Origin of the sequence: Streptomyces sp. NPDC101165 (assembly GCF_044768135.1) — a bacterium.
Classification (GTDB): domain Bacteria; phylum Actinomycetota; class Actinomycetes; order Streptomycetales; family Streptomycetaceae; genus Streptomyces.
The window spans coordinates 199745-224002 of the sequence record NZ_JBIWPG010000006.1; the positions used below are offsets into that span (position 1 = coordinate 199745).

At 71.9% G+C, this 24258-nt stretch carries 24 protein-coding genes; 1 reads left to right on the top strand and 23 read right to left on the bottom strand.

Features of this window, described 5'->3' with window-relative positions:
- Window positions 1-8: 8 nt before the first annotated feature.
- The 8 genes from ACIRVH_RS14680 to ACIRVH_RS14715 form a co-directional block, all read right to left on the bottom strand.
- On the bottom strand, window positions 9-764 hold the full coding sequence (locus tag ACIRVH_RS14680; protein WP_403952458.1) for an NAD-dependent epimerase/dehydratase family protein: 756 nt from the start codon (window positions 762-764) through the stop codon (window positions 9-11).
- A 32-nt stretch (window positions 765-796) separates the two neighbouring features.
- On the bottom strand, window positions 797-2104 hold the full coding sequence (gene rfbH / locus ACIRVH_RS14685) for a lipopolysaccharide biosynthesis protein RfbH (protein WP_403952460.1): 1308 nt from the start codon (window positions 2102-2104) through the stop codon (window positions 797-799).
- A gap of 28 nt (window positions 2105-2132) precedes the next feature.
- Entirely contained in the window at window positions 2133-3101 is a 969-nt protein-coding gene (locus tag ACIRVH_RS14690) for an NAD-dependent epimerase/dehydratase family protein (RefSeq protein WP_403952463.1), read from the bottom strand.
- The gene (gene rfbB / locus ACIRVH_RS14695) at window positions 3098-4078 is read right to left on the bottom strand and encodes a dTDP-glucose 4,6-dehydratase (RefSeq protein WP_403952465.1); all 981 of its coding nucleotides are present in this window, start codon (window positions 4076-4078) and stop codon (window positions 3098-3100) included. Before rfbB ends, ACIRVH_RS14690 begins: the two co-directional genes overlap by 4 nt.
- Window positions 4075-5142, bottom strand: coding sequence for a glucose-1-phosphate thymidylyltransferase (locus ACIRVH_RS14700; RefSeq protein WP_403952468.1), 1068 nt, complete (start codon window positions 5140-5142; stop codon window positions 4075-4077). Before ACIRVH_RS14700 ends, rfbB begins: the two co-directional genes overlap by 4 nt.
- A gap of 64 nt (window positions 5143-5206) precedes the next feature.
- Window positions 5207-6388, bottom strand: a complete 1182-nt coding sequence (locus ACIRVH_RS14705) for a nucleotide disphospho-sugar-binding domain-containing protein (RefSeq protein ID WP_403952469.1) — start codon at window positions 6386-6388, stop codon at window positions 5207-5209.
- A gap of 400 nt (window positions 6389-6788) precedes the next feature.
- Window positions 6789-7367, bottom strand: coding sequence for a dTDP-4-dehydrorhamnose 3,5-epimerase family protein (locus ACIRVH_RS14710; RefSeq protein ID WP_403952471.1), 579 nt, complete (start codon window positions 7365-7367; stop codon window positions 6789-6791).
- 49 nt (window positions 7368-7416) lie between these two features.
- Window positions 7417-8919, bottom strand: a complete 1503-nt coding sequence (locus ACIRVH_RS14715; protein ID WP_403953028.1) for a DHA2 family efflux MFS transporter permease subunit — start codon at window positions 8917-8919, stop codon at window positions 7417-7419.
- Between the two features lie 203 nt (window positions 8920-9122).
- Here ACIRVH_RS14715 and ACIRVH_RS14720 point away from each other — a divergent pair, with 203 nt between their 5' ends.
- Window positions 9123-9716, top strand: a complete 594-nt coding sequence (locus ACIRVH_RS14720) for a TetR/AcrR family transcriptional regulator (protein ID WP_403952472.1) — start codon at window positions 9123-9125, stop codon at window positions 9714-9716.
- 13 nt (window positions 9717-9729) lie between these two features.
- On the opposite strand, the gene ACIRVH_RS14725 is transcribed toward ACIRVH_RS14720, so the two are convergent.
- The 15 genes from ACIRVH_RS14725 to ACIRVH_RS14795 all read right to left on the bottom strand — a co-directional run bounded on the left by ACIRVH_RS14725 (window position 9730) and on the right by ACIRVH_RS14795 (window position 24080).
- Window positions 9730-10692 carry a Gfo/Idh/MocA family protein gene (locus ACIRVH_RS14725; RefSeq protein ID WP_403953031.1) on the bottom strand — a complete coding sequence of 321 codons (963 nt, stop codon included), beginning with the start codon at window positions 10690-10692 and terminating at the stop codon, window positions 9730-9732.
- On the bottom strand, window positions 10689-12086 hold the full coding sequence (locus ACIRVH_RS14730; RefSeq protein WP_403952475.1) for an NDP-hexose 2,3-dehydratase family protein: 1398 nt from the start codon (window positions 12084-12086) through the stop codon (window positions 10689-10691). The genes ACIRVH_RS14725 and ACIRVH_RS14730 overlap by 4 nt, the downstream gene beginning before the upstream one ends.
- Before the next feature lie 26 nt (window positions 12087-12112).
- The gene (locus ACIRVH_RS14735) at window positions 12113-13282 is read right to left on the bottom strand and encodes a nucleotide disphospho-sugar-binding domain-containing protein (RefSeq protein ID WP_403952478.1); all 1170 of its coding nucleotides are present in this window, start codon (window positions 13280-13282) and stop codon (window positions 12113-12115) included.
- Between the two features lie 76 nt (window positions 13283-13358).
- Window positions 13359-13766 (bottom strand): cobalamin B12-binding domain-containing protein, encoded by a 408-nt coding sequence (locus ACIRVH_RS14740; RefSeq protein WP_403952480.1) that lies wholly within the window; start codon window positions 13764-13766, stop codon window positions 13359-13361.
- 45 nt (window positions 13767-13811) lie between these two features.
- Window positions 13812-14948 (bottom strand): glycosyltransferase, encoded by a 1137-nt coding sequence (locus ACIRVH_RS14745; RefSeq protein ID WP_403952482.1) that lies wholly within the window; start codon window positions 14946-14948, stop codon window positions 13812-13814.
- Window positions 14949-14980: 32 nt separating this feature from the next.
- Window positions 14981-15301: a VOC family protein gene (locus ACIRVH_RS14750; protein ID WP_403952485.1), complete on the bottom strand. Its 321-nt coding sequence runs from the start codon at window positions 15299-15301 to the stop codon at window positions 14981-14983.
- A 35-nt stretch (window positions 15302-15336) separates the two neighbouring features.
- Window positions 15337-16098, bottom strand: a complete 762-nt coding sequence (locus ACIRVH_RS14755; protein ID WP_403952487.1) for an SDR family oxidoreductase — start codon at window positions 16096-16098, stop codon at window positions 15337-15339.
- A gap of 33 nt (window positions 16099-16131) precedes the next feature.
- Window positions 16132-17598, bottom strand: a complete 1467-nt coding sequence (locus ACIRVH_RS14760) for an FAD-dependent monooxygenase (protein WP_403952489.1) — start codon at window positions 17596-17598, stop codon at window positions 16132-16134.
- Between the two features lie 2 nt (window positions 17599-17600).
- On the bottom strand, window positions 17601-18545 hold the full coding sequence (locus ACIRVH_RS14765) for an aromatase/cyclase (protein WP_403952492.1): 945 nt from the start codon (window positions 18543-18545) through the stop codon (window positions 17601-17603).
- A 37-nt stretch (window positions 18546-18582) separates the two neighbouring features.
- Window positions 18583-19368, bottom strand: coding sequence for a 3-oxoacyl-ACP reductase FabG (fabG, locus tag ACIRVH_RS14770; protein WP_403952495.1), 786 nt, complete (start codon window positions 19366-19368; stop codon window positions 18583-18585).
- A 93-nt stretch (window positions 19369-19461) separates the two neighbouring features.
- Window positions 19462-19725, bottom strand: a complete 264-nt coding sequence (locus tag ACIRVH_RS14775; RefSeq protein ID WP_403952497.1) for an acyl carrier protein — start codon at window positions 19723-19725, stop codon at window positions 19462-19464.
- Between the two features lie 46 nt (window positions 19726-19771).
- Window positions 19772-20989, bottom strand: coding sequence for a ketosynthase chain-length factor (locus ACIRVH_RS14780; protein ID WP_403952500.1), 1218 nt, complete (start codon window positions 20987-20989; stop codon window positions 19772-19774).
- Complete coding sequence (locus ACIRVH_RS14785) at window positions 20986-22257, bottom strand: beta-ketoacyl-[acyl-carrier-protein] synthase family protein (RefSeq protein ID WP_403952503.1); 1272 nt, start codon at window positions 22255-22257, stop codon at window positions 20986-20988. Before ACIRVH_RS14785 ends, ACIRVH_RS14780 begins: the two co-directional genes overlap by 4 nt.
- Window positions 22254-22583, bottom strand: a complete 330-nt coding sequence (locus ACIRVH_RS14790; protein WP_403952505.1) for a TcmI family type II polyketide cyclase — start codon at window positions 22581-22583, stop codon at window positions 22254-22256. The genes ACIRVH_RS14785 and ACIRVH_RS14790 overlap by 4 nt, the downstream gene beginning before the upstream one ends.
- A 30-nt stretch (window positions 22584-22613) precedes the next feature.
- On the bottom strand, window positions 22614-24080 hold the full coding sequence (locus tag ACIRVH_RS14795; protein ID WP_403952507.1) for an FAD-dependent monooxygenase: 1467 nt from the start codon (window positions 24078-24080) through the stop codon (window positions 22614-22616).
- Window positions 24081-24258: the final 178 nt, after the last annotated feature.

Below are 24258 nucleotides of genomic sequence, written 5' to 3' on the forward strand. Positions count from 1 at the left end.
CCCGGTCGTCAGGACGGGGTCGCGGCGACGACCGTGGCGGCGAAGTCGTCGACGATCCGCTCGTAGTAGTGCGGGCCGAAGCCCAGCCGGTCGGTCTCCGGGACCAGGGAGCGCAGCTTGTCGATGGCGATGACGTGATGGCTGCCGGCGTCCTGGTAATGGCGGCGCGCGGTGCGGCCCAGCCGCAGTTCCAGCCGGTCGACGATCCACTCCACCGGCACGGCGACCCCGGAGGCCACGTTGACGATCTCGCCGTGGAGCTTCTGGGCCAGCAGCCGGTCGATCAGGGTGACCACGTCGGCCACGTCGATCAGGTCACGTGCCGCGCCACGGTGGATCCGCACGTCGCCGCCCCGGATCTGCGTGACCAGGGCGGGCAGCAGCTGGTGGGCCGGCTGTCCGGGGCCGACCAGGTGCCCGAGCCGGAGCACCAGGTGGTCCGCGCCCGAGGCGCGCAGCTGCTCCTCCAGCGCCAGCTTGTGCACACCGTAGGGGGTACAGGGGACGACCGCGAGGTCCTCCCGGCCCGGCCCGTCCACCAGCCCGTACATGCCGGTGGCGGCCGTGGAGAAGAACAGCAGGCGCCGGCCCGTGCTCCGGCAGGAGGCGGCCGCCTCCTGCAGCAGCCGGGCCTCCCGCTCGAAGTCGGCGGCGGCGGTGCCGCTGGCCCAGGACACCCCGGCCGCCAGGACGACGGTGTCCGGGTACTTTCCGGCGATCGGCCGGAGACTGCGTGCGATGAAGCCGTTTCCGATGATCTCCATGGGTGACTCCCTTCGAGGTGGCCGTCAGCGGCTCAGGCGACGGACGCGCCGACGTATTCCTTGATCGAGGAGACGACGTAGTCGAGCATCTCTTCGGTCAGGGCCGGGTAGACGCCCACCCAGAAGGTCTGTTCCGTGATGATGTCGCTGTTCGTCAGATCGCCTACGACGCGGTGCGGTTGACCGATGTAGGCCGGGTGCCGGGTGAGGTTGCCGGCGAACAGCCGGCGGGTGCCGATACGCCGCGACTCCAGGAAGTCGACCAGCCCGGCCCGGGTGAAGGCGGCTTCCGGATCGACCGTGATCGCGAAACCGAACCAGCTGGGGTCGCTGCGCCGGGTCGGCTCGGGCAGCAGCAGGCCGGGCACCCCGTCCAGACCCTCGCGCAGCCGGCGCCAGTTGCGCCGCCGGGCCGCGCAGAACTCGTCGAGCCTGGCGAGCTGGGTCAGCCCGAGCGCGGCCTGCAGGTCGGTCGCCTTCAGGTTGTAACCGACGTGCGAGAAGATGTACTTGTGGTCGTAGCCGGCCGGCAGTGTGCCCATCTGGTACTTGAACCGCTTCAGGCACTTGTCGTTCTCGCCCGGCTCGCACCAGCAGTCCCGGCCCCAGTCGCGCAGCGACTCCACGATGCGGGCCAGCGCCAGGTTGGAGGTCAGCACGCAGCCGCCCTCGCCCATGGTCAGGTGGTGCGCCGGATAGAAGCTGACGGTGGCCAGGTCGCCGAACGAGCCGGTGAGCTGCCCGTCATAGGTCGAGCCGACCGCGTCGCAGTTGTCCTCGATCAGGAACAGGCCGTGCTCATCGGCCAGTTGGGCGATCTCGGCGACCTCGAACGGGTTGCCGAGGGCATGCGCGATGATGATCGCCCTGGTCTTCGGGCCGATCGCCCGGGCGACCCGGTCGGCGGTGGTGTTGTAGGTCCTGAGGTCGACGTCGACGAAGACCGGGACGAGGCCGTTCTGCAGGATCGGATTGACCGTGGTCGGGAACCCCGCGGCGACCGTGATCACCTCGTCGCCCGGGCGCAGCCTGCGGTCCTCCAGCAGGTGGGAGGTCAACGCCGAGACCGCGAGCAGATTCGCCGAGGAACCCGAGTTGGTCAGGTGCGCCTTGCGGCGCTTCAGCCTGCGGGCGAACGCCGACTCGAACTTGCGGGAGTTCGGTCCGGCGGCGATCCGCATCTCGAGGGCGGCCCGGACCAGCGCGACCCGGTCCTCCTCGTCCAGCACCGCCCCGGAGGGCCAGATCTCGGTCACGCCGGGCTCGAACGCGCCGGTGCCCGGCTGTGCCCGGTGGTAGTCCCGCACCTGCTCGAGCACCTGTTCCTGAAGGTCACTCATGTCCATTCCGTCCTTCTCGTGTCGGTGCTCATGCGGTGGCGGCCAGCGCGCCGAGCGAGCTGTCCAGGTCCCGGCGGGGCTGCCAGCCCAGCAGTTGTCCGGCCTTGGCGATGTCCAGCTGCTGCCATTCGGTGTCGGTACGGGCGGTGTCGGCCTTCCGCTCGACCAGTCGCACGGCCAGCCCGCTGTGGGCGATCAGCCGCTCGACGGCGTGCCGGACCGGCGTGGCCCGGCCGCTGCCGATGTTGATGACCTGCCCGCAGACCAGGTCGGCCGGTGCGGCGGCCGCGGCCAGCACCGCGTCGACCACGTCCCGGACGTCGACGAAGTCACGGCTGGCGCGCAGCGGCGCGAGTTCCAGCACCGGGTCCGGGTCGGCCGCCTCGCGCAGCCGGGCGAGGCGCTCGGCGAGACCGCCCAGCAGGCTGCCGGGCGGGGTGCCGGGGCCGGTGATGTTCGCGATCCGCAGCACCACGCCGTCCAGGGCACCGGACCGGGCCGCGGCCAGCACCCGGTCCGCGGCCAGCAGCTTGGCCCGGCCGTACGGCGTGACCGGAGCCGGGGTGTGCGACTCGGTGGTCCCGCCCCCGGCCCTGCCCGGGCCGTACTCGTGCACGCTGCCGAGCTGGATCAGCCTCGGCCGACGCGGGAGTGCGGCCATCGCCTCGACCAGGTCGCCGACCAGCTCGGCGTTGGCCCGGTGCATCTCCTCCGGGGTGACACCCCACACCGCGCCCGCGGCGTTGACCACCAGCTCGGCCCCGGCACCGGCGAAGAGCGCCGCCAGCCGATCGGGACCCGCGCCGGTGAGGTCCATCGCCAGCGCGCGCACACCGGGGGAAGGGTGGCGCGACGCGGACGCGGTGCGGGAGACGGTGAGGACGTCGGCTCCCGCCTGCCGGAAGGCAGGGCCCAGGTGACGCCCCAGGAAGCCGGTGCCGCCCAGGACGACCACCCGGCGGCCGGCCACCGACCGGCCGGCGGCGGGCGCCGTCATGCCGCCTGCTCGGGGTGCTTGACCGGGAGCCACCAGTCCGGGTTGTCCCGGTACCAGGCGACGGTGGCGGCCAGCCCGTCCTCGAAGGAGACCTGCGGGGCGTAGCCCAGCTCCTCACGGATCTTGCTCTCGTCGACCGAGTAGCGCAGGTCGTGGCCCTTGCGGTCGGCCACCCGGCGGATCAGCGACTCGTCCTGGCCGCACAGTTCGAGCAGCTGCCGGGTGATGGCGAGGTTGGTGCGCTCGTTGCCGCCGCCGATGTTGTAGACCTCGCCGGCCCGGCCACGGGTCAGCACCAGCTGGATGCCCCGGCAGTGGTCGTCCACGTGCAGCCACTCGCGGATGTTGCGGCCGTCGCCGTAGAGCGGCACCTGCTCGCCCTTGAGCAGGTTGGTGATGAACAGCGGGATGAGCTTCTCGGGGTGCTGGTACGGCCCGTAGTTGTTCGAGCAGCGGGTGATCGACAGGTCCAGGCCGTGGGTCCGCCAGTACGAGCGGGCTATCAGGTCGGAGCCCGCCTTGGAGGCGGCGTAGGGGGTGTTGGGCAGCAGCGGCCAGTCCTCGGTCCAGGACCCCTGCTCGATGGAGCCGTACACCTCGTCCGTGGAGATGTGCACCACCCGCTGGACGCCGGTGCGCAGGCAGGCCTCCAGGACGTTCTGGGTGCCGGCCACGTTGGTGTGCACGAAGTCGGCGGCGGCCTCGATGGAACGGTCCACGTGCGACTCGGCGGCGAAGTGCACCACCGCGTCGTGGCCGGGCAGCAGGTCGAGCAGCAACGGCAGGTCGCAGATGTCGCCCTGGACGAACTCCAGCCGGGGGTGGTGCGCGGGCAGGTTGGCCCGGTTGCCCGCGTACGTGAGCTTGTCGAGCACGGTGACCCGGGCGTCCTCGTAACCGGGGTACCGGCCGTCCAGCAGGGCGCGGACGTAGGTCGATCCGATGAAACCGGCCGCGCCGGTGACCAGGAGCCTCATGCCGCCACCTCCACGTGGGTGTGATCGCCGACGATCAGACGGTGGTGCGCGCTGCCCCGGTCGCCGGAGTTGACGGTGGCCGCACGGCCGATCAGCGAGGCGTTCAGCCGGCCTGCCCCGGAGACCTCGGCGCCGTCGAGGATGATCGAGTCGTCGACGTGCGTCGCGTGCAGCAGGCAGTCGCGGCCCAGCGAGGTGTACGGGCCGATGTGCGCGGCGTCGACCACGGTGCCCGCGCCGATGATCGCCGGGCCCTCGATCAGGGAAGCGGTGACTTTGGCGCCTGCCTCCACGACCACCGGGCCGATCAGCTCGGTCGCCTCGTCCACCTCACCGGCGATCTCGTGGCGCAGGTCGTCGAGCAGGCGGCGGTTGCAGGCCAGCACGTCCTCGACCCGGCCGGTGTCCTTCCAGTAGCCGCGGTACTCGCGCGCCCGCACGTCGGACCCCGACTCCACCAGCCACTGGATGGCGTCGGTGATCTCCAGCTCGCCGCGGGCGCTGGGCCGGATCGCGGCGACCGCCTCGTGGATGGCGGGGGTGAAGAAGTACACGCCGATCAGCGCGAGGTCGCTGCGCGGTTCGGCGGGCTTCTCCACCAGGCGCAGCACCTCGCCGTCCGGGCCGAGTTCGGCCACGCCGAAGGCACGCGGGTCGGCGACCCTGTGCACCACGACCTGGGCGGCGGGCCGGCCGGTCCGGAAGTCGGCGGCGATGTCCGCGACCCCCTCGGGGAGCATGTTGTCGCCCAGGTACATCACGAAGTCGTCGTCGCCCAGGAAGTCACGGGCGATGGCGACCGTGTGCGCGAGCCCGCGCGGGGCGTCCTGGCGCAGATAGGTCAGGCGCACCCCGAGCCGGCCGCCGTCACCGAGCACCGCGGCGATCTGCGGCTCGTGGTCTCCGACGATGAGCCCGATCTCGGTGACGCCGAGGTCGCGGACGGACTCCAGTACGTGCTCCAGGACCGGGCGGTTGGCCACCGGGATGAGCTGCTTGGGCATGGAGTAGCTGAAAGGCCGCAGACGGGTGCCCGTCCCGCCTGCCAGGACCAGAGCTTTCATGGAAGAACTCTCCTCACGGGTGTGGAGTGCGGTGCGCGATCCGGTCGGCGATGCTGACGGTGCGTCAGACCAGCAGCTCCAGGTCGCGGACGACCTGGGCGGGTGTGGGCATCCGCGTCATCTCGTGGCGCAGTTCGCCGGCCGCCTTGGTGAATCCGGGCTCGGCCAGCAGCTCGGCGAGTGCCGCGCTGATCCGCGCGGGGTCGTTCTGCTGGTGTGCCTCGTCCAGGGCGAGGCCGGCGCCCAGCTCGGCCAGCCGCCGACCGTGGGCGAACTGGTCGGCCAGCTGGGGCAGGACGAGCTGCGGCAGGCCGCGCCAGGTGGCGGTCATGGTGGTCCCGGCCCCGCCGTGGTGTACGACCACGTCGTCGTCGGTGAGCAGCAGGCTCAGCGGGGTGGGATCGACCAGCCGGACGTTCTCCGGCACCGGGCCGATCTCCTCCCAGTAGGCGTTGCCGATGGCGGCGACCGCGTCGGCCTCGGGCAGGTCGGCGAAGGCGCGCAGGATCCCACGGGCCAGCGGGACGCCGTTGAGGGCCAGCACGTTGCGGCCCAGCGAGACGACCACGCGCCGACGGCGTTCGGGGCCCGGCCGTGCGGTGGTCCACTCCTGGTGGAGCCAGTCGGGCATTGCGTCGTTGCCGTGCGAGTCCACGTGCCGGACGGGCGTGCCCGGTTCGGCCTCCGGCAGCTGCAGCGACGGCGGGCACGGGTCCAGGAGCACGGCCGGCTCGGGCAGCGCGGAGAGCCCGTGTGCGTCGAGCAGCTCGCGGTGGGTCTCGCGCGCCTGGCGGCGGGTGGGGCCGGTCAGCGGATCGACCCCCCAACGGTGGTGCACGACCGGGACGTCGAGTAGCCCGCCGATGATGAGGGAGCAGTACTCCAGGCCGTCGGCGACGATCAGGTCCGGGCGGAAGGCCCGGGCGAGATCGAGGTAGCCGTCCAGGACGGTCTCGTTGTGGGCCGCCCAGGAACGGGCGAAGTCGCCGGGGTCCCCGCTGCGCGACGGGTGGCCCCAGCTCTCGATCGGGCGGCCGCCGTGCGGCAGCCAGCCGCGGATCAGGTCGTTCATCCCGAACCGGTCGCCGACGCTCGCGGCACTCAGCCCGGCGCCCGCGGCCGCGGCCAGCACGTCGGGCTGACCGGCCACCAGCACCTCGTGCCCTGCGCCGCGCAGCGCCCAGGCCAGTGGCGCAAGTGGCGTCAGATGACCACCGTCGGGCGTGACGACGAAGAGAACACGCATCGGTTTCCCCAGTCCTGGATAGGTTCCGAATTCTCGCGGAACGGGCGGCGGTGAGTATGCCGAAGAATTTCTCGGACCGGCACGAATGGGGAACGCGTTTTCCCCGTGCAACCGCCTCGATGTAACACGGATATCCTCTGCGCCGCCTTCTCCGGCGTCAAGCGAACCTATTTCGTGTCAGGTCACGCAAAAGCCAGGCCCGAGTCAATTCGAAAACACCCGGCAAGCGGAATGTCAGCGCCGTGCAAAGTGTGGCGCACATCACGCGCCAGGTTTTTCGAAGGACGGCACGAACGCCCCGTGCCCCGGTCGGGTCCGCCCCTTCACAGGGGTCGGCCCGACCGGGGCACGGGGGGGGCGCCGGAAGCGCCGGGAGAGCGACTTCGGACCACCCGCGGGCTCAGGACGCCGGCGCCCGCCACTCGGCCAGGATGCCGGCGGTCAGGGCGTCGGCCAGCGAGGAAGCGGAGCGGTCCTTGTCCGAGATGATCGGCGGCTCGGTGAATCCCCACGGGACGGCGAGGTCCGGGTCCAGCGGATCGATGTCGATCTGGGTACCGGGGACATGGGCGCTGGACAGCACGTAACAGATGCAGCTGTCGTCGGCGAGTGCGAGGAATCCGTGCGCGACGCCCTCGGGAACGTAGACGGCTCGCCCGGAGGTGTCGTCCAGCAGGTTGCTTTCGTACGTGCCGAAGGTCGGCGAACCGACCCGGAGGTCGACCACGAAGTCCCGCAGCGCACCGCGCACACAGGAGACGAACTTCGCCTGGCCCGGCGGAATGGTCACGCTGTGCAGCCCGCGCAGCGTGTTGCGACGGGACACCGAATAGTTGATCTGGCGTGGCACGAATGACTCGCCGACAATCCGGCCGAGTTCCTCCGTGCGCAGCGACTCGAAGAATGTGCCGCGCTCGTCGACGAGCTGCTTCGGCTCCACCACATACACGCCGGGAATACTGGTCTCAGCCATCTGCATGGCAATTCCCCCTTTTTCCTTTCGCTGGGTTCCGTCGCACGGCGGCCGGTCAGCGGGCCGCCCCGGCCCGCCGGTCGGTGGCCGATGTCTTCGCCGCGGTGGCGGCCGCGGCGGCAGTCGCCACCTGGCCGCGCGTGCGGATGAACCAGGCGCTCAGAAAGGCCAGCACACCGACCACCGTGGCGTACACGAAGACCTCGTGGGTGCCGGCGGCGACGGCGTGCTCGTAGGCACGGCGGGCGGCCGGCGGGAGCGCGCGCAGGCTCTCGGCGCTCAGGTGCGCGGCGGCGGTGGGCGCGGCGTGGCCGCCGTGGTGGGCGCCGGCGCTGATGTGATCGGCGAAGACGATGCCGGTCAGCGAGACGCCGAACGAGCCGCCGAGGGTGCGGGAAAGGGTGACGGTGGAGGAGGCCACCCCGAGGTGGCGGCGCTCCACGCTCTCCATGCCGACAGAGAGGGTCACCTGCAGCGCGAAGCCCAGACCGGCGCCGAAGACGACCATGTAGGCGCCGGTGGCGACCGAACCGGTCCCGGTGTCCATCAGTGAGAGCAGGAAGACCCCGGCGGCGATCAGCCCGGCGCCGATCACCGCGTAGAGGGTGAAGTTGCCCTTGCCGGCGATGAGCTGGCCGGCGAACAGGTTGACGGCCACCATCGACAGCAGCAGCGGCAGCATCAGGATGCCGGCGCTGGTGGCCGAGGCGCCCTGCACGGTCTGCTGGAACATCGGCAGGAACGTCATCGCGGCGACCATCACGAAGCCGACCAGGAACGCCAGGATGTTCGCCCAGCAGAAGTTGCGGCTGCGGAAGACGCCGAGCGGCAGCACCGGTTCGGCGGCCCGGCGCTCGACCGCGATCAGCGCGGCGGTGGCGCCGACGGCGACCACCGCGAGGCCGATGATCTGCGCGGAGGCCCAGGGGTACTTGCTGCCGCCCCAGGTGGTGATCAGCACCAGAGCGACGATCGCCGTCGCCAGCAGGGCGGCTCCCGGGTAGTCGATCCGCCCGGCGGCGCGACGGGCGGGCATCCGCAGCGCGACGGCGATCATCACCAGGGAGACCAGCCCGATCGGCACGTTGACGTAGAAGCACGAGCGCCAGCCGAGGTGGTCGGTGAGGAAGCCGCCGACCAGTGGTCCCGCGACCATGGCGGCCCCCATGACGGTCGAGGCCATGGCCTGGAACCTGCCGCGGGCCTGCGGCGTGACCAGCTCGCCGATCAGCGACAGCGCGCCGACCATCAGGCCCCCGCCGCCCAGGCCCTGCAGCACCCGCAGGCCGATCAACTGGTTCATCGACTGGGCGAGGCCGCAGAGGGCCGAGCCGAGCAGGAAGAGCCCGATCGAGGTGAGGAAGCAGCCCTTGCGCCCGTACATGTCGCCGAGCTTGCCCCAGATGGGGGTGGAGGCGGCGGTGGCCAGCATGTAGCCGGAGGCCACCCAGGACAGGTGCTCGAGGCCGCCGAGGTCGCCGACGATGGTGGGCATCGCGGTGCCCAGGATCAGGCTGTCGAGGGAGGCGAGCAGCATCGCCAGCACCGCCGCGGCCATCACGACGTAGGTGGCGCGGGTCGGTGGCGGCGAGACCGGTGCGCCGGCCGGCGTCGGGTTCTGCGAGATGGCGTCCACACCCCTTCCGGGCTGTCGGGTCGTCGCCCCGCACAGCCACTTACTTACCGGTTGGTTAGTTGAGTACAGTGGAGAACGTAGGCGCTTTACTTACCAACCGTCAAGTAAGAGAGGTGGCAACGGCGTTGGCCACGCGAGAGACCGCGGCGAAGACCCGCACCCCCAGGAGAGATACGCGCCGGGAGATCCAGGAGATCGCGCTGCGGCACTTCATCGACCGCGGCTACGAGACCGCCTCACTGCGCGAGATCGCCGAGGAGCTGGGCGTCACCCACGCCGCGCTCTACTACCACTTCCGATCAAAGGAGGACATCCTGGTCGGCGTCGCCGAGGGCATGGGCCGGCCGATCGACGAGCTGATCGCCTGGGGCGAGCAGCAGCCCCGGACGCTGCGGACCCGGCAGGAGCTGCTCACCCGGTACAGCGAGGCACTCACCGCAGCCGCCCCGCTCTTCCAGCTGATGCAGGAGAACCAGCCGGCCCTGCGGAAGCTGAGCATCGGTCGGACCCTGAACGACCGGGTGGCCGCGCTGTCGCGGCTGATCCACCTGCCGGAAGCGCCACTGGAGGCCCAGGTCCGGGCCTCCAGCGCGCTGATGACGGTGCATTTCGGTGCCTTCTCGCTCTACGCCCTGCCCGGCGACGCGGAGGAGAAGCGCAAGGCCCTGCTGGATCTCGGGCTGGAACTGCTGGCCGCCGCGGACACAAGCTGCCGGTGAACCGGCGAGGGCCTCAGCGGTGCGCCGCGCGGCGCACCGCGTCCAGCAGGCCGGCCTGCGCCAGGCAGTCCCCGGCCGCAGGACCGGTGCCGGCGCGCACCGCCGCGGTGAACGCCGCGAGGGTGCGAGCCACCTGGTCCGCGGCCGGCAGTTCGATCTCCTGGGTGCCCGAGGACCCGGTCAACCGGAGCACCGGCCGGTGGTCGGCGGGCGGGGTGAAGGCGCGCTCCACGCTGATCCGGCCGGTACTGCCGACCAGCTCGTAGGCGGACCGGTAGGCGTGCTCCATCCCGAACTCGAGCTGCACGGTGACACCTTCGGGCGTGCGCAGCAGCACCGCGCCGCCGGTGTCCACCTGCCGCCCGGCAACGGTCTCCAGGGTGGCGCCCACCACCCGTAGCCGGTCCCCCAGGAAGTGCAGGGCCGCCCGCAGCGGATAGACGCCGACATCCCACAGCGCACCGCCGCCGAGGTCGGGCCGGTGCCGGATGTCGCTCGCCGGCAGCGCCGGGACGGTGAACACCGCGTGGAAGGAGCGCGGTTCACCGATGGCACCGTCGGACACCAGCCGCCGGACGGCCGCGTGCTGGGGATGATGCACGAACATCACGTTCTCCATCAGCACCAGGCCGCGCCGCTCGGCCGACTCGACCAGCTCCCGGGTCCGGTCGGCCTCGGTGGTGAGCGGCTTCTCGGCCAGCACGTGCTTCCCGGCGCGCAGCGCCGCCTCCACCCACTCGGCGTGCAGCGCGGCGGGCAGCGGGATGTAGACCGCGTCCACCTCGGCCAGACCGAGGAGTTCGGCGTAGCCGGTGACCGGTCGGCAGCCGTAGGGGCGGGCCGTCTCGGCGGCGGTACGGCCGTCCCGGCTGGCCACCGCGACGAGCTCGATCCGCTCGTCGGCGGCCATCGCGGGCAGCATCCGGCGCCGGGCGATCTCGGCGCAGCCCATGACCCCGAGACGCAGCGGTGTCATCGGGCCGGTACCGCCGTGGCGTTGAGGCACGCCAACAGGGTGCGAGCCTGCACGTTGACGTAGTGGCCGTGCCGGACCAGCGAGGTGAGCTGGCCGGGCGTGACCCAGCGAAAGCCCTCCGGCGGCTCCGAGGCGGCGGTCCGCTCGTCCGCCTCGACGATCAGATAGCGGCTCTCGGCGTTCAGGAACCGGCCGCCCTCCTCCGAGTGGACGGCCTGGTAGTGGATCCGCTCCGGCCCGGCGCGGAGCACCGTGTCCAGGAAGGGCGGGCGGTCCCCGGCCGGCAGGTGCGCGTAGTTGCCCTCGGTGGCCTGGACCGTGGGACCGAGCTCGACCGTGTCGAGGAAGCCGCCCTCGACCCGCGCGTGGACCAGGACGTGCCGCACGCCGTCGACGGTCCGGGTCAGGAAGGCGGTCACCCCACGCCCGACCGGCTCGAACAGCGGCTGGGTCCAGCTGCCGACCTCCCGGCTGCCGGCCCGCACCCGGACCGCGACGGTGCGGAAGTAGCGGCCGTCCTCGTGGTCGATGGACCACTCACCGCGCTGCCAGTCCCGCACCGAGGCCAGCGGGATCCGCTCCGCCGACACGTCGTGGCGGGAGCGCTCGGTGGTGAACCAGGACAGCACCTCGGTGTCCGAGGACAGCGCCCGCGACCGGGGGTCCGCCAGCGGCATGCAGGACAGCACGGTGCGCGAGTCCATGTTGACCACGTTGTCGCGGAGCAGGAGCTCGTTGACCTGGCCGAGCGTGAGCCAGCAGAAGTCCTCGTGCTCGGGGACCTCGCCGACCGCCTCGACCACCATGTTGCGGTTGGACTTCCGGAAGAACCAGGAGCCGTGCTCGGACTGCAGCACGTCGGCCAGCACACGGCCGCGGGCCGGGTCGGTGAAGTACTCGATGTACTGCACGTCGCTGCCCCTGTGCACCTTGGTGTAGTTGCTGCGGGTGGCCTGCACCGTCGGCGACAGTTGCAGCAGGTTCGGGTTGCCCGGCTCCATCTTGGCCTGCATCAGCAGGTGCAGCACCCCGTCGAACTCCTTGACCAGGATGCCGAGGATGCCCACCTCGGGCTGCTTGATGACCGGCTGCTGCCAGTGCTGGACCAGCCCGTCCCCGACCGTGACCCGCAGGCCCTCGACGCTGAAGAAGCGTCCGCTGTGGTGCCCCAGGTTGCCGGTGGCCTCGTCGAAGGACCAGCCCTCCAACTCGGCGAACGGGATCCGCTCGACCTCGAACCGGTGCGCCCGGCCGCGGGCGGCGAGCCAGTCGGCGAAGTCCTCGGTGGCCAGGTGCGCGCCGCGGCCGGCGGCGGCGGACAGAGCGAGCCGATCGGCCAGCGCGGCGTCGTCGCGGGGGCGCAGCTGGACGGGCTCGGCGGGACTGGGCCCCATGGGCGGGTTCCTCCTGAGGTGGTGGGTCATCGGGTCAGCAGCTCGAGGTCACGGACCACACGGGCGGGCGAGGGCATGCCGGCCATCTCGGCCCGCAGCCCCTCGGCCGCCTTGGCGTGGCGCGGTTCGGCGAGCAGCTCTTGCAGGGCCGCGCGGACCCGGGCCGGATCGTCCTGCTCGGCCGGGTCGTGCAGGCTGAGGCCGGCGCCGGCTTCGGTCACCCGCTCGCCGAACCAGAACTGGTCGGCCAGTTGCGGCAGCACGAGCTGCGGCAGGCCGAAGAGGGTCGCGGTCATGGCGGTCCCCGCGCCGCCGTGGTGGACCACCGCAGCGCACGAGTCGAGCAGCAGGTTCAGCGGGACCGGCTCGACCACCCGCACATGGGCGGGGACCGGCCCCAACGCGTCGTGGTACGTGCGCGGCACCGTCACCACGGCCTCCACACCGGGCATCTGGGCGAAGGCCTCGACGACGTGACGGAACAGCCCCTCACCGTGGTAGTCGAGGGTGCGCGCGCCGAGCGAGACCGCCACCCGCGTGCGGTCGGCCGTGGCGTCCCGGCTGTCGCGCAGCCACTCGGGCATCGCGCCGTTGCCGTTGAACGGCACGAAGCGGATCGGGGCACCCGGCGTGATCCCCGGCAGCTGGAGGCTGGGCGGGCACGGGTCGAGCAGCAGGGCCGGGTCCGGCAGATCGGTCAGGCCGAGGCGCTCGTAGGCCTCCCGGAGGCCGTCCCGGCCAGCGGCGCGCGCCTGGTCGGAGATCGGGTCGACCCCCCAGCGGTGGTGGACCACCGGCACTCCGAGCTCCTCGCCCAGCAGCAGCGAGAGGTACTCCAGCGTGTCGCCGATGATCAGGTCGGGGCCGAACCGCCGTGCCGTCTCCAGATACCGCGGGAGCACCTCCAGGGTCTGCGGCATCCACAGCCGCCCGATGTTGGACAGCTGCTCGAGCTCCGGTCGCCCCCAGGACTCCAGCGGCCGCTGCCCCGGAGCGAGCCGCTTGACCAGCATCTCGTCGACGTCGATCGGGCCGCCGAGCTCGACGGCGTTCAGGCCCGCCGAGGCGGCGGCGGCCATCACGTCCGAGCGTCCGGCGACCAGCAGTTCGTGGCCGGCCGCCCGGATCGCCCAGGCCAGGGGGACGAGGGGAGTGAGGTGGGTGGACACCGGAGTGGTGATCAAGAGGACGCGCATCTGGCTCTCCTGCCGGGATTGGGGTCGGTGGAGTGCGGTGGGCCGACGGGGGGCTCGGCCCACCGCACGAGGGGCGCTACTGGGCGCCCGCGCCCTGCCGGACGTTCTCCTTGACCCAGCGGGCCACCGTCGGCAGGGGGGTTCCGGCGGAGAAGACCTCCGCGACGCCGAGCTTCTTGAGCGGCACCACGTCCGCCGTCGGGATGATGCCGCCGCCGAACACGGTGATCTCCCGGGCCTCCCGCTCGCGGAGGATCTCGAAGAGCCGGGCGAACAGCGTGTGGTGCTCGCCCTGCACGCTGGAGAGGCAGATCGCGTCGGCGTCCTTGTCGATCGCGGCCTCCACCGCCTGCTCCACGGTGTCCAGCGGTCCGGTGACCGTCTCGATGCCGGCCTCGCTCAGCGCCTTGACCACGGGCTGCGGCGCCTCGCCGCCCGCCCCCGGCATGGCCAGCACGACGCGGATCGGAGTGTTCTGCTGCATGGGTGCCTCCAGGGCTCGATGGGGGTTCAGGGGTACGGGTTCGGGTCAGCGGTCGACGGTCAGCCGCTCGAGCGCGCCGACCACCTCGGCGGCCGAGGGCAGCGCGGCGATCTCCCGCGCCAGATCACCGGCCCGCTCGCGGTAGGACGGCGCGGTGAGGAGCGCCTCGGTGGCCTTCCGCACGTCCTCGGGTGTGTCCTGACCGGGCATCAGGGTGATCGCGGCGCCGTAGTCGGCGATCCGCTGCGCGGCCTCGATGAAGTTGCCGCCCTGCGGAACGACCAGCTGCGGGACCCCGGCGTTCATCGCGGTCAACGCCGTGACCCCGCCGCTGTGGTGGATGACCAGGTCGCTGGTGGGCAGGACGACGTCGAGCGGCACCCAGCCGGCGCGTACGCCGGGCAGCTGCGTGCGCAGTTCCTCGGCGACCTCGTCCAGGGTGGCGATCACGACCTCCGCGTCCAGCGGAGCCAGGTCTGCCACCAGGTTGCGCAGGAAACCGGTCTTCTGCGCGAACACCAGCCGGCTGCCGGAGGTGATGACCACCCGCGGCCGCTCGCCGCGGGTGTACATCCACGGCTCCAGCGGACGCTGCCCGTTGGCCGGAACCCACCGCATCAGCTGGGCGGGCGGCGCGTCCGACGGGCGCAGGCCGGGCGGGCAGATGTCGACGAACAGGTCCGGCTCGGGCAGTCGGTCCAGGTCCAACTCGGCCAGTTCCGGCTGGAGTTCGAGGCCGGCGGCCGGGTCGGTGCGCCAGGCGTCGCCGGTGTCCCAGGCCTGCCGGACGTAGGGCACGCCGAGCCGGGCGGCGAGCAGGGCGGCCGCGAACGACATCGAGCCGCCGACCACGACGTCCGGGCGCCAGCGCTCGGCCAGTTCCAGCAGCGCGGGCATGCTCGCCGCGGCCATCCGGCCGAACCAGCGGCCGGCGAAGTCCAGCTCCTCGAGCGGGGTTCGGGGCGGCTGCACCGGGTTGCCGGCGCGGTCCATGGTGGCGAAGCGGCGCACCGAGGCCGGCGCGACCGACACGCCGGGCAGGCCGGCCCCTGTGATGTAGGGGACCATGTCCTCCAGCGCGCCCATGAACACCTGGTGGCCGGCGTTGCGGGCGGCGGTGGCGAGCGGTGCCAGCGCGAACACGGTCGCCGGGCTGCCGCTGGCGATGAACAGAATCTTCATGAACTCTCCGGGTGCAGGGCAGGTTGCCGGGATCAGTCGATGATCAGAACGGTGTTTCCGTCGGGGTCCCGGACGAAGAAGCGGCGCATGGTGTCGTGCTGCTCGATCTCGCTGGGACCGGCGAACGCCAGTGCCTCCCGGGCATCCGCGAGGTCCGCCCCGGTGAAGGCGAGGGCCATGGTGTCCCCGCCGGTGTCCCCGCCCAGCACGAGCTCGCGGCCCTCGCCGGTGTCCAGCACGATCCAGTTCTCGCCCTCCTTCACGGTGGGCAGGCCGAGCCGGTCACGGTAGAAGGCGCGCATCGCCTCGAAGTCGGTGCACTTGATCAGGGTGGCGGTGAGTTCGCCGAACATGCGTGAGGGTCCTTTCGAGGGCGGCCGGCCCGTGCTCAGCCGAGCAGCGTGCCGCCGCTGGTGTCGACGAAGGAGCCGGTGATCCAGCGCGCGTCCGCGGAGGCCAGGAAGGCCACCACATCGGCGATCGCCGCCGGCTCGGCGACCTCCCCGAAGGCGCTGAGCTGCGACATCGCCGCCCGGGCCGCGGGGATCTGGAACAGCGCGCTGCCGTTGTCGGTGCTGCCGGGCGCCACCGTGTTGACGGTGATCCGGCGCTCGCCCAGGTGCCGGGCGAGGTGCAGGGTGATCTGCTCCAGCGCTCCCTTGGTCATCGCGTAGGTCACCTGCTCGGGGGCGGCGAACCGGGTGAGACCGGAGGAGATGTTGATGATGCGGCCGTGGTCGGGGATCAGGCTCAGGGCCCGCTGGACGACGAAGAGCGGCGCCTTGGCGTTGACCGCCATCATCCGGTCGAACCACTCGCCGGTGATCTCCCCCGGCAGGGCGGTCCCCATCAGGCCGGCGTTGTTCACCAGGATGTCCAGCCGGGTGCTGCCGGTGTGCTCCTCGAGCTGGGCCTCCAGGCTCTCGAAGAGCGTGTCGACGCCGTCGGCCGGGCCCAGCTCGGCCTGCACGGCGAAGGCCCGGCCGCCCGCGGCGCGGATACCGTCGACCACCTGCCCGGCGGCCTCTCCACCGGTTCCGTAGTGCACCGCGACCAGCGCACCCTCCCGGGCCAGCCGTTCGGCGATGGCCCGGCCGATGCCCCGGCTCGCGCCGGTGACCAGAGCGGTCTTGTCGGTGAGGTTGGGCATGATGGTCCTCTTCTCGTGGGTGTACGGATGTGGTCAGTGGCCGAGGGGCGCGCCGAACCACCGGCGCAGCGCGGGCCGCGGGTCGCCCTGTACGTCGGCCCAGACCACGTGTCCGTCCGGGCGGACCAGCAGGTCGTGGCCCGCCAGGTCGGCTCCGGTGGCGGGCCGGCCCGCCACCAGGTCCACCCGGTCGGCCCAGGGCGCCAGTTCGGCGGCCGGCCGAGCGGTGCGGGCCTCGTCGCCGCCGAGCGCGAGCAGCAGACCGCGGCCGGTCCGGAGCAGGCGCATGACGTCCTGTGTGCGCTGACCGGCAGTCAGCTCGAAGGCCGGCAGCCGGGACCCGAGCAGCGGGTGGTCCCCCGGACCGACCGGATAACGGACATCCAGGCCGGCGATGCCGCGCGCCAGGTGGTGCGCCACGCCGTCCAGCGTGAGCAGTTCGGCGAAGACGGCGCGCAGCCCGTCCACCTCCGGGCCACCCAGCAGCAGCTGGGACTGCGCGGTGATGCCCGCCAGCACCCGCTCGGTGACCGGGTGCCGCTCGTCGTGGTAGCTGTCGAGTAGATCGGCCGGCGCCCAGCCGCGGACCTGAGCGGCCAGCTTCCAGCCGAGGTTGGCGGCATCCTGCAGCCCCAGGTTCAGCGCCTGTCCACCGACCGGCATCTGCCGGTGGGCGGCGTCACCGGCCAGCAGGACACGACCTTGGCGGTACCGGGCGGCCTGCCGGCAGGCGTTGTCGAAGGCGTTGACCCACAGCGGGGTGCCGTGGCCGATGTCCTCGCCGGTGACCCGCGCCCAGGCGGCCGCCACCTCGGCGAACGCGGGTGGCCCGGTGCGTGGCACCGGCCGGACCGCGAACTCGTGCACCATGACCCGGGTGACGCCGTCCGGACGCCGGGCGGCTACGGCCATCCCGGTGGGGAAGCGTTCGAAGCGGCGCCCCGGGATGTCGATGCCGTCGACGTCGGCGCGCAGCAGTTCCTTGTTCGCCGCTGCGCCGGGGAAGTCGATGGCGGCCAGCCGCCGCACCGTGCTGTCCTCGCCGTCGCACCCGACCACGTAGGCGGCCCGCAGCCGCACCGGCCCGGTCGGGCCCTGCGCCACCACCTCGACATGGTCGGGGTGCTGACGCAGCCCGGTGACCAGGTGACCGCGCCGGATCCGGGCGCCCAGGGCGTCGGCCCGTGCGGCCAGCAGCTCCTCGGTGCGGGCCTGGAGCACCTTCCACTGGCCCGGATGACGGGTGTCCAGCCCGCCCAGGTCCAGCGGCAGACCGCCGAAGTGTCCGGCGCCGTCGTTGGGGGGTGTGCCCAGCTCGTCCAGCAGGCCGCGCTGGTCGAAGAACTCCATGGTGCGCGCGTGCAGGGTCGACGCCCGGGAGGCGGTCGCGGGCGCGGCCAGCCCTTCCAGCACGACCGTCGCCACACCGCCGAGCCGTAGCTCCGCGGCGAGCAGGAGCCCGACCGGGCCCGCGCCCACCACGATCACCTGGGTGTCCACCGTCAGCGCCGGCCCTCGGCGTAGGACTTGGCGTACCCCAGGGTGGCGCGGCTGTTGGCGCTGAGCGCGGTCCGGATGTGCGTGCGGGCCTGCTCGACCCCGGCGTCGTCGCCGAGGACGGCGGTGATGTTGCCGGGGTTGACGACCACCGTGTGCTGGGAGGTGACGGCCACCCCGTCCGTGTTCGGCACCAGCCGCCACTGGCCGGTGTGCAGGCTCATCAGCGCCGGCAGCGTGGTCTGCTTGTAGACGATCAGCTCGTCCGGGAAACACACCCGGATCGACTCGGTGGTGTGCGTGTGGCCGTCCACCGTGCGGGTGTCCATCCGCAGCGTCTGCACGCCGGGGGTGTCCTCGGTGAGCCGGACCGTCGCCACGTGCGGCAGTCGCTCGGACCACAGCTGGGCCTCGTTGAGGAAGTCGTAGACGTCCTTGGCCGAGCCATCGACCTGCACGGTGTCCTCGAAGGAGAACAGCAGGTCGTCCGCGGCGGTGGCGAGTTCGACGTTGTGCTTCAGGGCGGCCAGCTCCGAGCGGCTGTTGCGGTCGACCGCCTCGTCGATCCACGCCAGCGACCGCGGGTCGTCGTCGACGGCTCGGTAGTCGTGCAGCAGTCGGACGCGGGACTCGGTGGTGGAGAGCGGCTCGACGATCCAGGCACCGCCCATCGCGGCGACCGGCGGCGCGGAGACCTCCTGGCGGAACTCGATCCGCAGCGCCTTCGGGTCCAGCGTGCGGCGCGAGGACCAGCTCTTGACCGCGCCGTTGGCAGTGGCCCAGATCCGGATCCGCTCCTGCTCCGGGCCGCGCTCCACGTGGTCGACGTGGACGGTCGGCGGGAAGATCCGGGGCCAGTTCTCGACCTCGGCGATCAGCCGGTAGACGACGTCGGCCGGGGCAGCGACCGTGATCTCGTGCTCGACCTCGCGGTGAGCCTGCTGGGTCATTGCTGTTCTCCTTGGGTCGATCGCGGTGGGCTGCCGGTCAGAAATTGCCGAGGCCGCCGCAGACGTTGAGCGCCTGGGAGGTGATCGAGGCGGCGGTGTCCGAGGCCAGGTAGCCGACGAGGCCGGCCACCTCCTCCGGGGTCGAGTAGCGGCCGAGCGGGATCTTCGCCTGGAACTTCTCCAGAATCGCGTCGGTGGTCGTGGCGTAGGCGGCGGCGTAGCCCTGGCGGACCCGCTGTGCCATCGGGGTCTCCACATAGCCGGGGCAGACCGCGTTGACGGTGATCCCGGTCGGGGCGAGTTCGTTGCCGAGCGCCTTGGTGAAGCCGACCACGCCGTGCTTCGAGGCCGAGTAGGGCGCGCCCAGCACCACGCCCTGCTTGCCCGCGGTGGAGGCTATGTTGATGATCCGGCCGCGGTCCTTGTCCCGCATGCCGCCGGTGTTGAGCACCTCACGGGTCATCATGAAGACGCTGGTGAGGTTGGTCGCGACGACGTCCAGCCAGAGGGCGTCGTCGATGTCGGCGGTGACCCCGCCGCCGCTGCGGCCGGCGTTGTTGACCAGCACGTCGATGGTGCCCAGCCGGTCCACCGCCGCCTGTACGACCGCGCGGATGTCCTGCGGGTCACGGACGTCGCAGGCCGCGCCGTCGACGGTCAGGCCCTCGGCCCGCAGCCCCTTGACCGTGGTGGACACGTTCTCGGCGGTGCGGGCGCAGATGAACACCGCGTGTCCCTGGCCGGCCAGGGTGCGCGTCACCGCCAGCCCGATTCCGCTCGTGGCTCCGGTGACCAGAGCCACCCTCCGTCCGTGGTCCGGCATGTCCCCTCCTGATGGTGCGTCGGCTGATGTGATGGGTGGCGCCGGGCCCGGATCACTCGGGCGCGGCGGCACGGGGCTGGCAGAGCGCCGGGCTCAGGCGGCGGCCGGCAGGTGCGCGTTCACGAGCTCGAGCAGTGCGCGCGGGGTCTTGGCGTCGGTCACCACGGAGTCGTCCAGGGTGATGTCGTACTCGCGCTCGATCCGGCCCGCGGTCTCCAGCAGCGCGAGGGACTCGTAGCCGAGCGCCTCCAGTTCGATGTCGAGGATCTCGCCCTCGAGGTCGACGCCCTCCTCGGTGCCGGCCGCGTCGCGCAGGATCCGCTTGAGGTCCTCCAGGGTGAATTCCCGGGCAGTCATATCGCTCCTTGCGTGTGGGGTTTCTCAGGTTGGTGACGGGACCGGGTCAGCGCCCCGTGCGCACGACCAGGGCGGAGTTGAAGCCACCGTGGCCACGGGCCAGCACGAGCGCCGTGCGAAGCCGTGCCTCGCGCGGGCTGCCGGTCACCAGGTCGAGCTGGTAGCCGGAGTCGGGACGGGTGCCGGTGGTGGGCGGGATCACGCCCTCACGCAGGGCCAGCAGGGCGCAGGCCACGTCCAGCGGCGCAGCCCCCGAGTACAGCCGCCCGGTCATCGTCTTGGGCGCGGTGACCGGCACGCCGTGCGGGCCGAACACCGCGGTGATCGCCTCCGCCTCGATCCGGTCCAGGTCGGGCAGCGCGGCCGCGTCCGCGAACACCACGTCGATCTCCTCCGGCCCCATCTCCGCGTCGGCCAGGGCGAGTTCGATCGCCCGGCGGAGCGCGGGCTCGCGCCCGCTGCCCGGCCGCGGGTCGAAGGTGGCGGCGTATCCGGCGATCTCGCCGTAGACCTCCGCGCCGCGCTCGCGCGCCGTGTCGGCGGACTCCAGGACGAGCAGCGCTCCCCCTTCGCCCGGCACATGGCCGACCGCGGCGTCGTCGAAGGGGACGTAGGCCCGCTCGACGTCCTCGCTGGTGCTCAGCCGCTCGCCGGCGAGCTGGGCCACCCAGCCCCACGGGCAGATCGAGGCGTCGACTCCGCCGGTGACGATCAGCCGGCTGCCCTTGCGGATCTGCCGCCGGGCGACGGCGATCGCGTCGAGGCCGCCGGCCTGGTCGCTGACCAGGACGCCGCTCGGCCCCTTCATGCCCTGCCGGATGGAGATCTGACCGGTGTTGACCGCGTAGAACCAGGCGAAGGACTGGTACGCGCTGACGTGCCGGCTCCCGCGGGCCCACAGGTTCTGCAGTTCCTTCTGGCCGAACTCGAAGCCGCCGGAGGAACTGGCCGTCACCACGCCCATGTCATAGGCGGGCAGGTCACGGGGATCCACGCCGGCGTCGGCGAGGGCCCAGTCGGCGGCCGCGAGCGCGAGCCGGGTCATCCGGTCGGTCTGCGGCAGAAGTCGGCTGGGCAGGTGATCCGCCGCGACGAAGTCGTCGATCTGGCCGGCCAGTCTGGCCGGGTAGTCGCTCGGGTCGAAGGCGGTGATCCGGCCGATGCCGCTGCGGCCCTCCCGGGTGGCGGCCCAGTACTCCTCGGCACCCAGCCCGTTGGGAGCGGTCACACCCAGCCCGGTGACCACGACGGATGCGCTCCTCATGCCCTGCTCCTGTCGGCGTCGGTCAGCACCATCGCGCTCTGGAATCCACCGAATCCGCTGCCCACGGTCAGCACCGCGTCGGTGCGCCAGTCCCGGGCGGTGAGCGGCACGTAGTCCAGGTCGCACTCCGGGTCCGGGGTGTGCAGGTTCGCGGTCGGCGGTACGACGTTGTTGCGGATCGCCAGCACCGAGGCGGCGATCTCGATCGAACCGATCGCGCCCAGCGAGTGGCCGACCATCGACTTGATGGAGCTCACCGGCACCCGGCGGGCGTGCTCGCCGAGGCTCCGCTTGAACGCCGCGGTCTCGTGTCGGTCGTTCTGCACGGTGCCCGAGCCGTGCGCGTTGATGTAGTCGATGGCCTCGGCGTCGAGCCGGGCCTCGTCCAGCGCGGTACGGATCGCCTCGGCCATCTCCCGGCCGTCGGGGCGCAGCCCGGTCATGTGGAAGGCGTTGCAGCGGGTGGCGAAGCCGGCGATCTCGGCGTAGACCGTGGCGCCGCGCTGCCGCGCGTGCTCCAGCGTCTCCAGGACGAACACGGCCGCCCCCTCACCGAGGACGAACCCGTTGCGGGTGGCGTCGAAGGGCCGGGAGGCGTGCTCGGGGTCGTCGTTGCGCGGGGTGGTCGCCTTGATCGCGTCGAAGCAGGCCATGGTGATCGGTGAGATCGGCGCGTCGGTCGCGCCGGCGATCATCACGTCGGCCGATCCGTCGCGGATCAGCTCGACGGCGTGCCCGACCGAGTCCAGGCCGGAGGTGCACCCGGTGGAGACCACGGTCACCGGGCCCTCGGCGCCCACCGACCAGGCGACCTCCGTGGCGAAGGAGCTGGGCACGAAGTAGTTGTAGAGATGCTTGGGGGCATAGCGGTGGTCGACCAGGTCGAGCCGGCCGCTGTCGCTCACCACCCGGTACTCCTCGTCGAGACCGGTGGTGGCGCCGACCGCGCTGCCGATGGTGACGCCCACCCGGAACGGATCCAGCTGGTCCGGCTCCAGGCCGCTGTCGGCCATCGCCTCGCGGGCGGCGACCACCGCGAACTGGCCGGCGCGGTCGGTCCGGCGGATCTCCTGCGGCCGCAGACCGTGCTCGTAGGGGTCGAAGTCGACCTCGGCGGCGACCCGGGAGCGGAACGGGGTGGGGTCGAAGAAGGTGATCCCGCGGGTGGCGGTCCGGCCCTCGCTGAGCAGCGCCCAGAAGTTCTTGGTCCCGATGCCGCCCGGGGCGAGCACGCCGACTCCGGTGATCACGACACGACGTCCGGTCATCGCTGCGCCTGCCAGTGGTAGAAGCGCGTGGCCATGGCGTCGGAGGGCGAGCGCCAGGTATCGGGGTCGTAGGCCTGTATGTACGGCTTGAGGTCCTGACTGATCCCCACGAAGAGCGGGTCCTCCTTGGCCTGCTCGATGTGCTCGCCTCCGTGCTCCCCGTCGAAGTCCTGGAGGTGGAAGTAGAGGCCGCGGTAGGCGAACAGCTGGCGGCGCCGGGTGCCCATGCGGTGCGGCATGTCGGTCTCGTCGAACGCGCCGAAGAGACGGGCCACCTCGTTGCTGGAACCGACGTCCATCCGGGCGACGATCAGGTTGCTGTGCACAGAGAATCTCCTTCGGTCGAGCTGGGCCTTCTATCGAGCGGGACCGAACCACCGGTTCAGGGCGGCCGGCAGCTCCAGGTGGCTTTCCGGGGTCCAGGCGACGTGCCCGTCCGGGCGGACCAGAACAGCCGCGGTGGCCTTGAGCGGGCTGTCGTCCGCGAGGCCGTGCACCGTGGCGGTGCGGACGTCGACGCGGTCGGACCAGGGTTCGGCCGCCTCGCGCAGCGCGGGGTCGTCGGCGAGGTCCAGCAGCACGCCGCGGGCCGGGTGCAGCAGCTCGGTGGCGGAGGTGGGGCCCGCCGCGGTGTCGAGTCCGAGCGGCGGCAGCCTGCGCCCCAGCAGGGGATGGTCGCCCGCGCCGACCTCGTAGCGGATCTCCAGCCCGCTGACCATCTCGGCCAGATGCCGGTTGACCCCGTCGAACCCGAGCAGTTCGCCGAGCACGTCGCGCAACGGCTGGACCTCGTCGCCGCCGAGAATGAGCAGCCCCTGGGCGCGGGTGTTCATCAGCAGGCGCTGTCCCACCGGGTGGCGCTCGCTGTGGTAGGTGTCCAGCAGGTCCGCCGCGGCGGACCCGCGGACCACGGCGGCGAGCTTCCAGCCCAGGTTCACCGCGTCCTGGACACTGGTGTTCATGCCCTGGCCGCCGGCCGGCAGGTGGATGTGCGCGGCGTCGCCGGCCAGCAGCACCCGGCCCCGGCGGTACTCGGACACCTGGCGGGCCGCATCGGAGAACGAGCTGACCCACACCGGTTCGCCGTGCGCTATGTCGGTGCCCATGAGGCGCTGCCAGGCCGCGGCGACCTCCGCGTAGGCGGGCGGCTCGGCGCGCCGGTGGGGCGGTGCGTCGCGCTCGCCCACGATGATCCGGTGGATCCCGTCGCCGAAGGACCCGACCATCACCATGCCGCCGGGTACGGTCTCGCCGATCATCCTCGGCTCGAGGTCCAGGCCGCGGACATCGGCGAGGAACAGCTCACGGCTCGCCGCCGTACCGGGGAAGTCGAAGCCCGCGGCCTTGCGGACCACACTGCGCCCGCCGTCGCAGCCGACCAGGTAGCCGGCCCTCAGCCGGAGCACACCGGCCGGGCCGGCGACCTCGACCTCGACGCCCGCACCGTCGTCGTGCAGCGAGAGCACCTCGTGGCCGCGGCGGATGTCGGCGCCCAGCGCCACGGCCCAGGCTTCCAGCACCTCCTCGGTGCGCGACTGGGGGACCGTCTTGGCCGCCAGGTGCCCGCTGTCCAGCTCGTGGAAATCGACCGGTACACCGCCGAAATGGCCCTGCCCGCTCGTCTCGACATTTCCGAAACGGGTCAGCAGACCTCGCTGGTCGAATACTTCCATCGTGCGGATGGTGAATCCCAGACCACGGGATTCGCCGGTGCGCCGGGGATGCCTTTCCAGAACAATCACATCGACGCCGCCCAGGCGCAGCTCAGCGGCCAGCATCAATCCAGCCGGGCCGGCCCCCACCACAATGACTGACCCATCCACGTGTTCCCCCTGGCTGCTGTTGAAATACCTGGCCAGGAAGAGATTGTTCGTTGACCCAGGCGAAGTCAATCGCCGTTTCCACGGCCACGAAAGGCTTTCGTCAGGAAAATGTCAAAACAGCAGTGCCCGGCAAGCCGTAAGTCAATAGAACGAAAATTGTGTCGAGAGTCACACGACG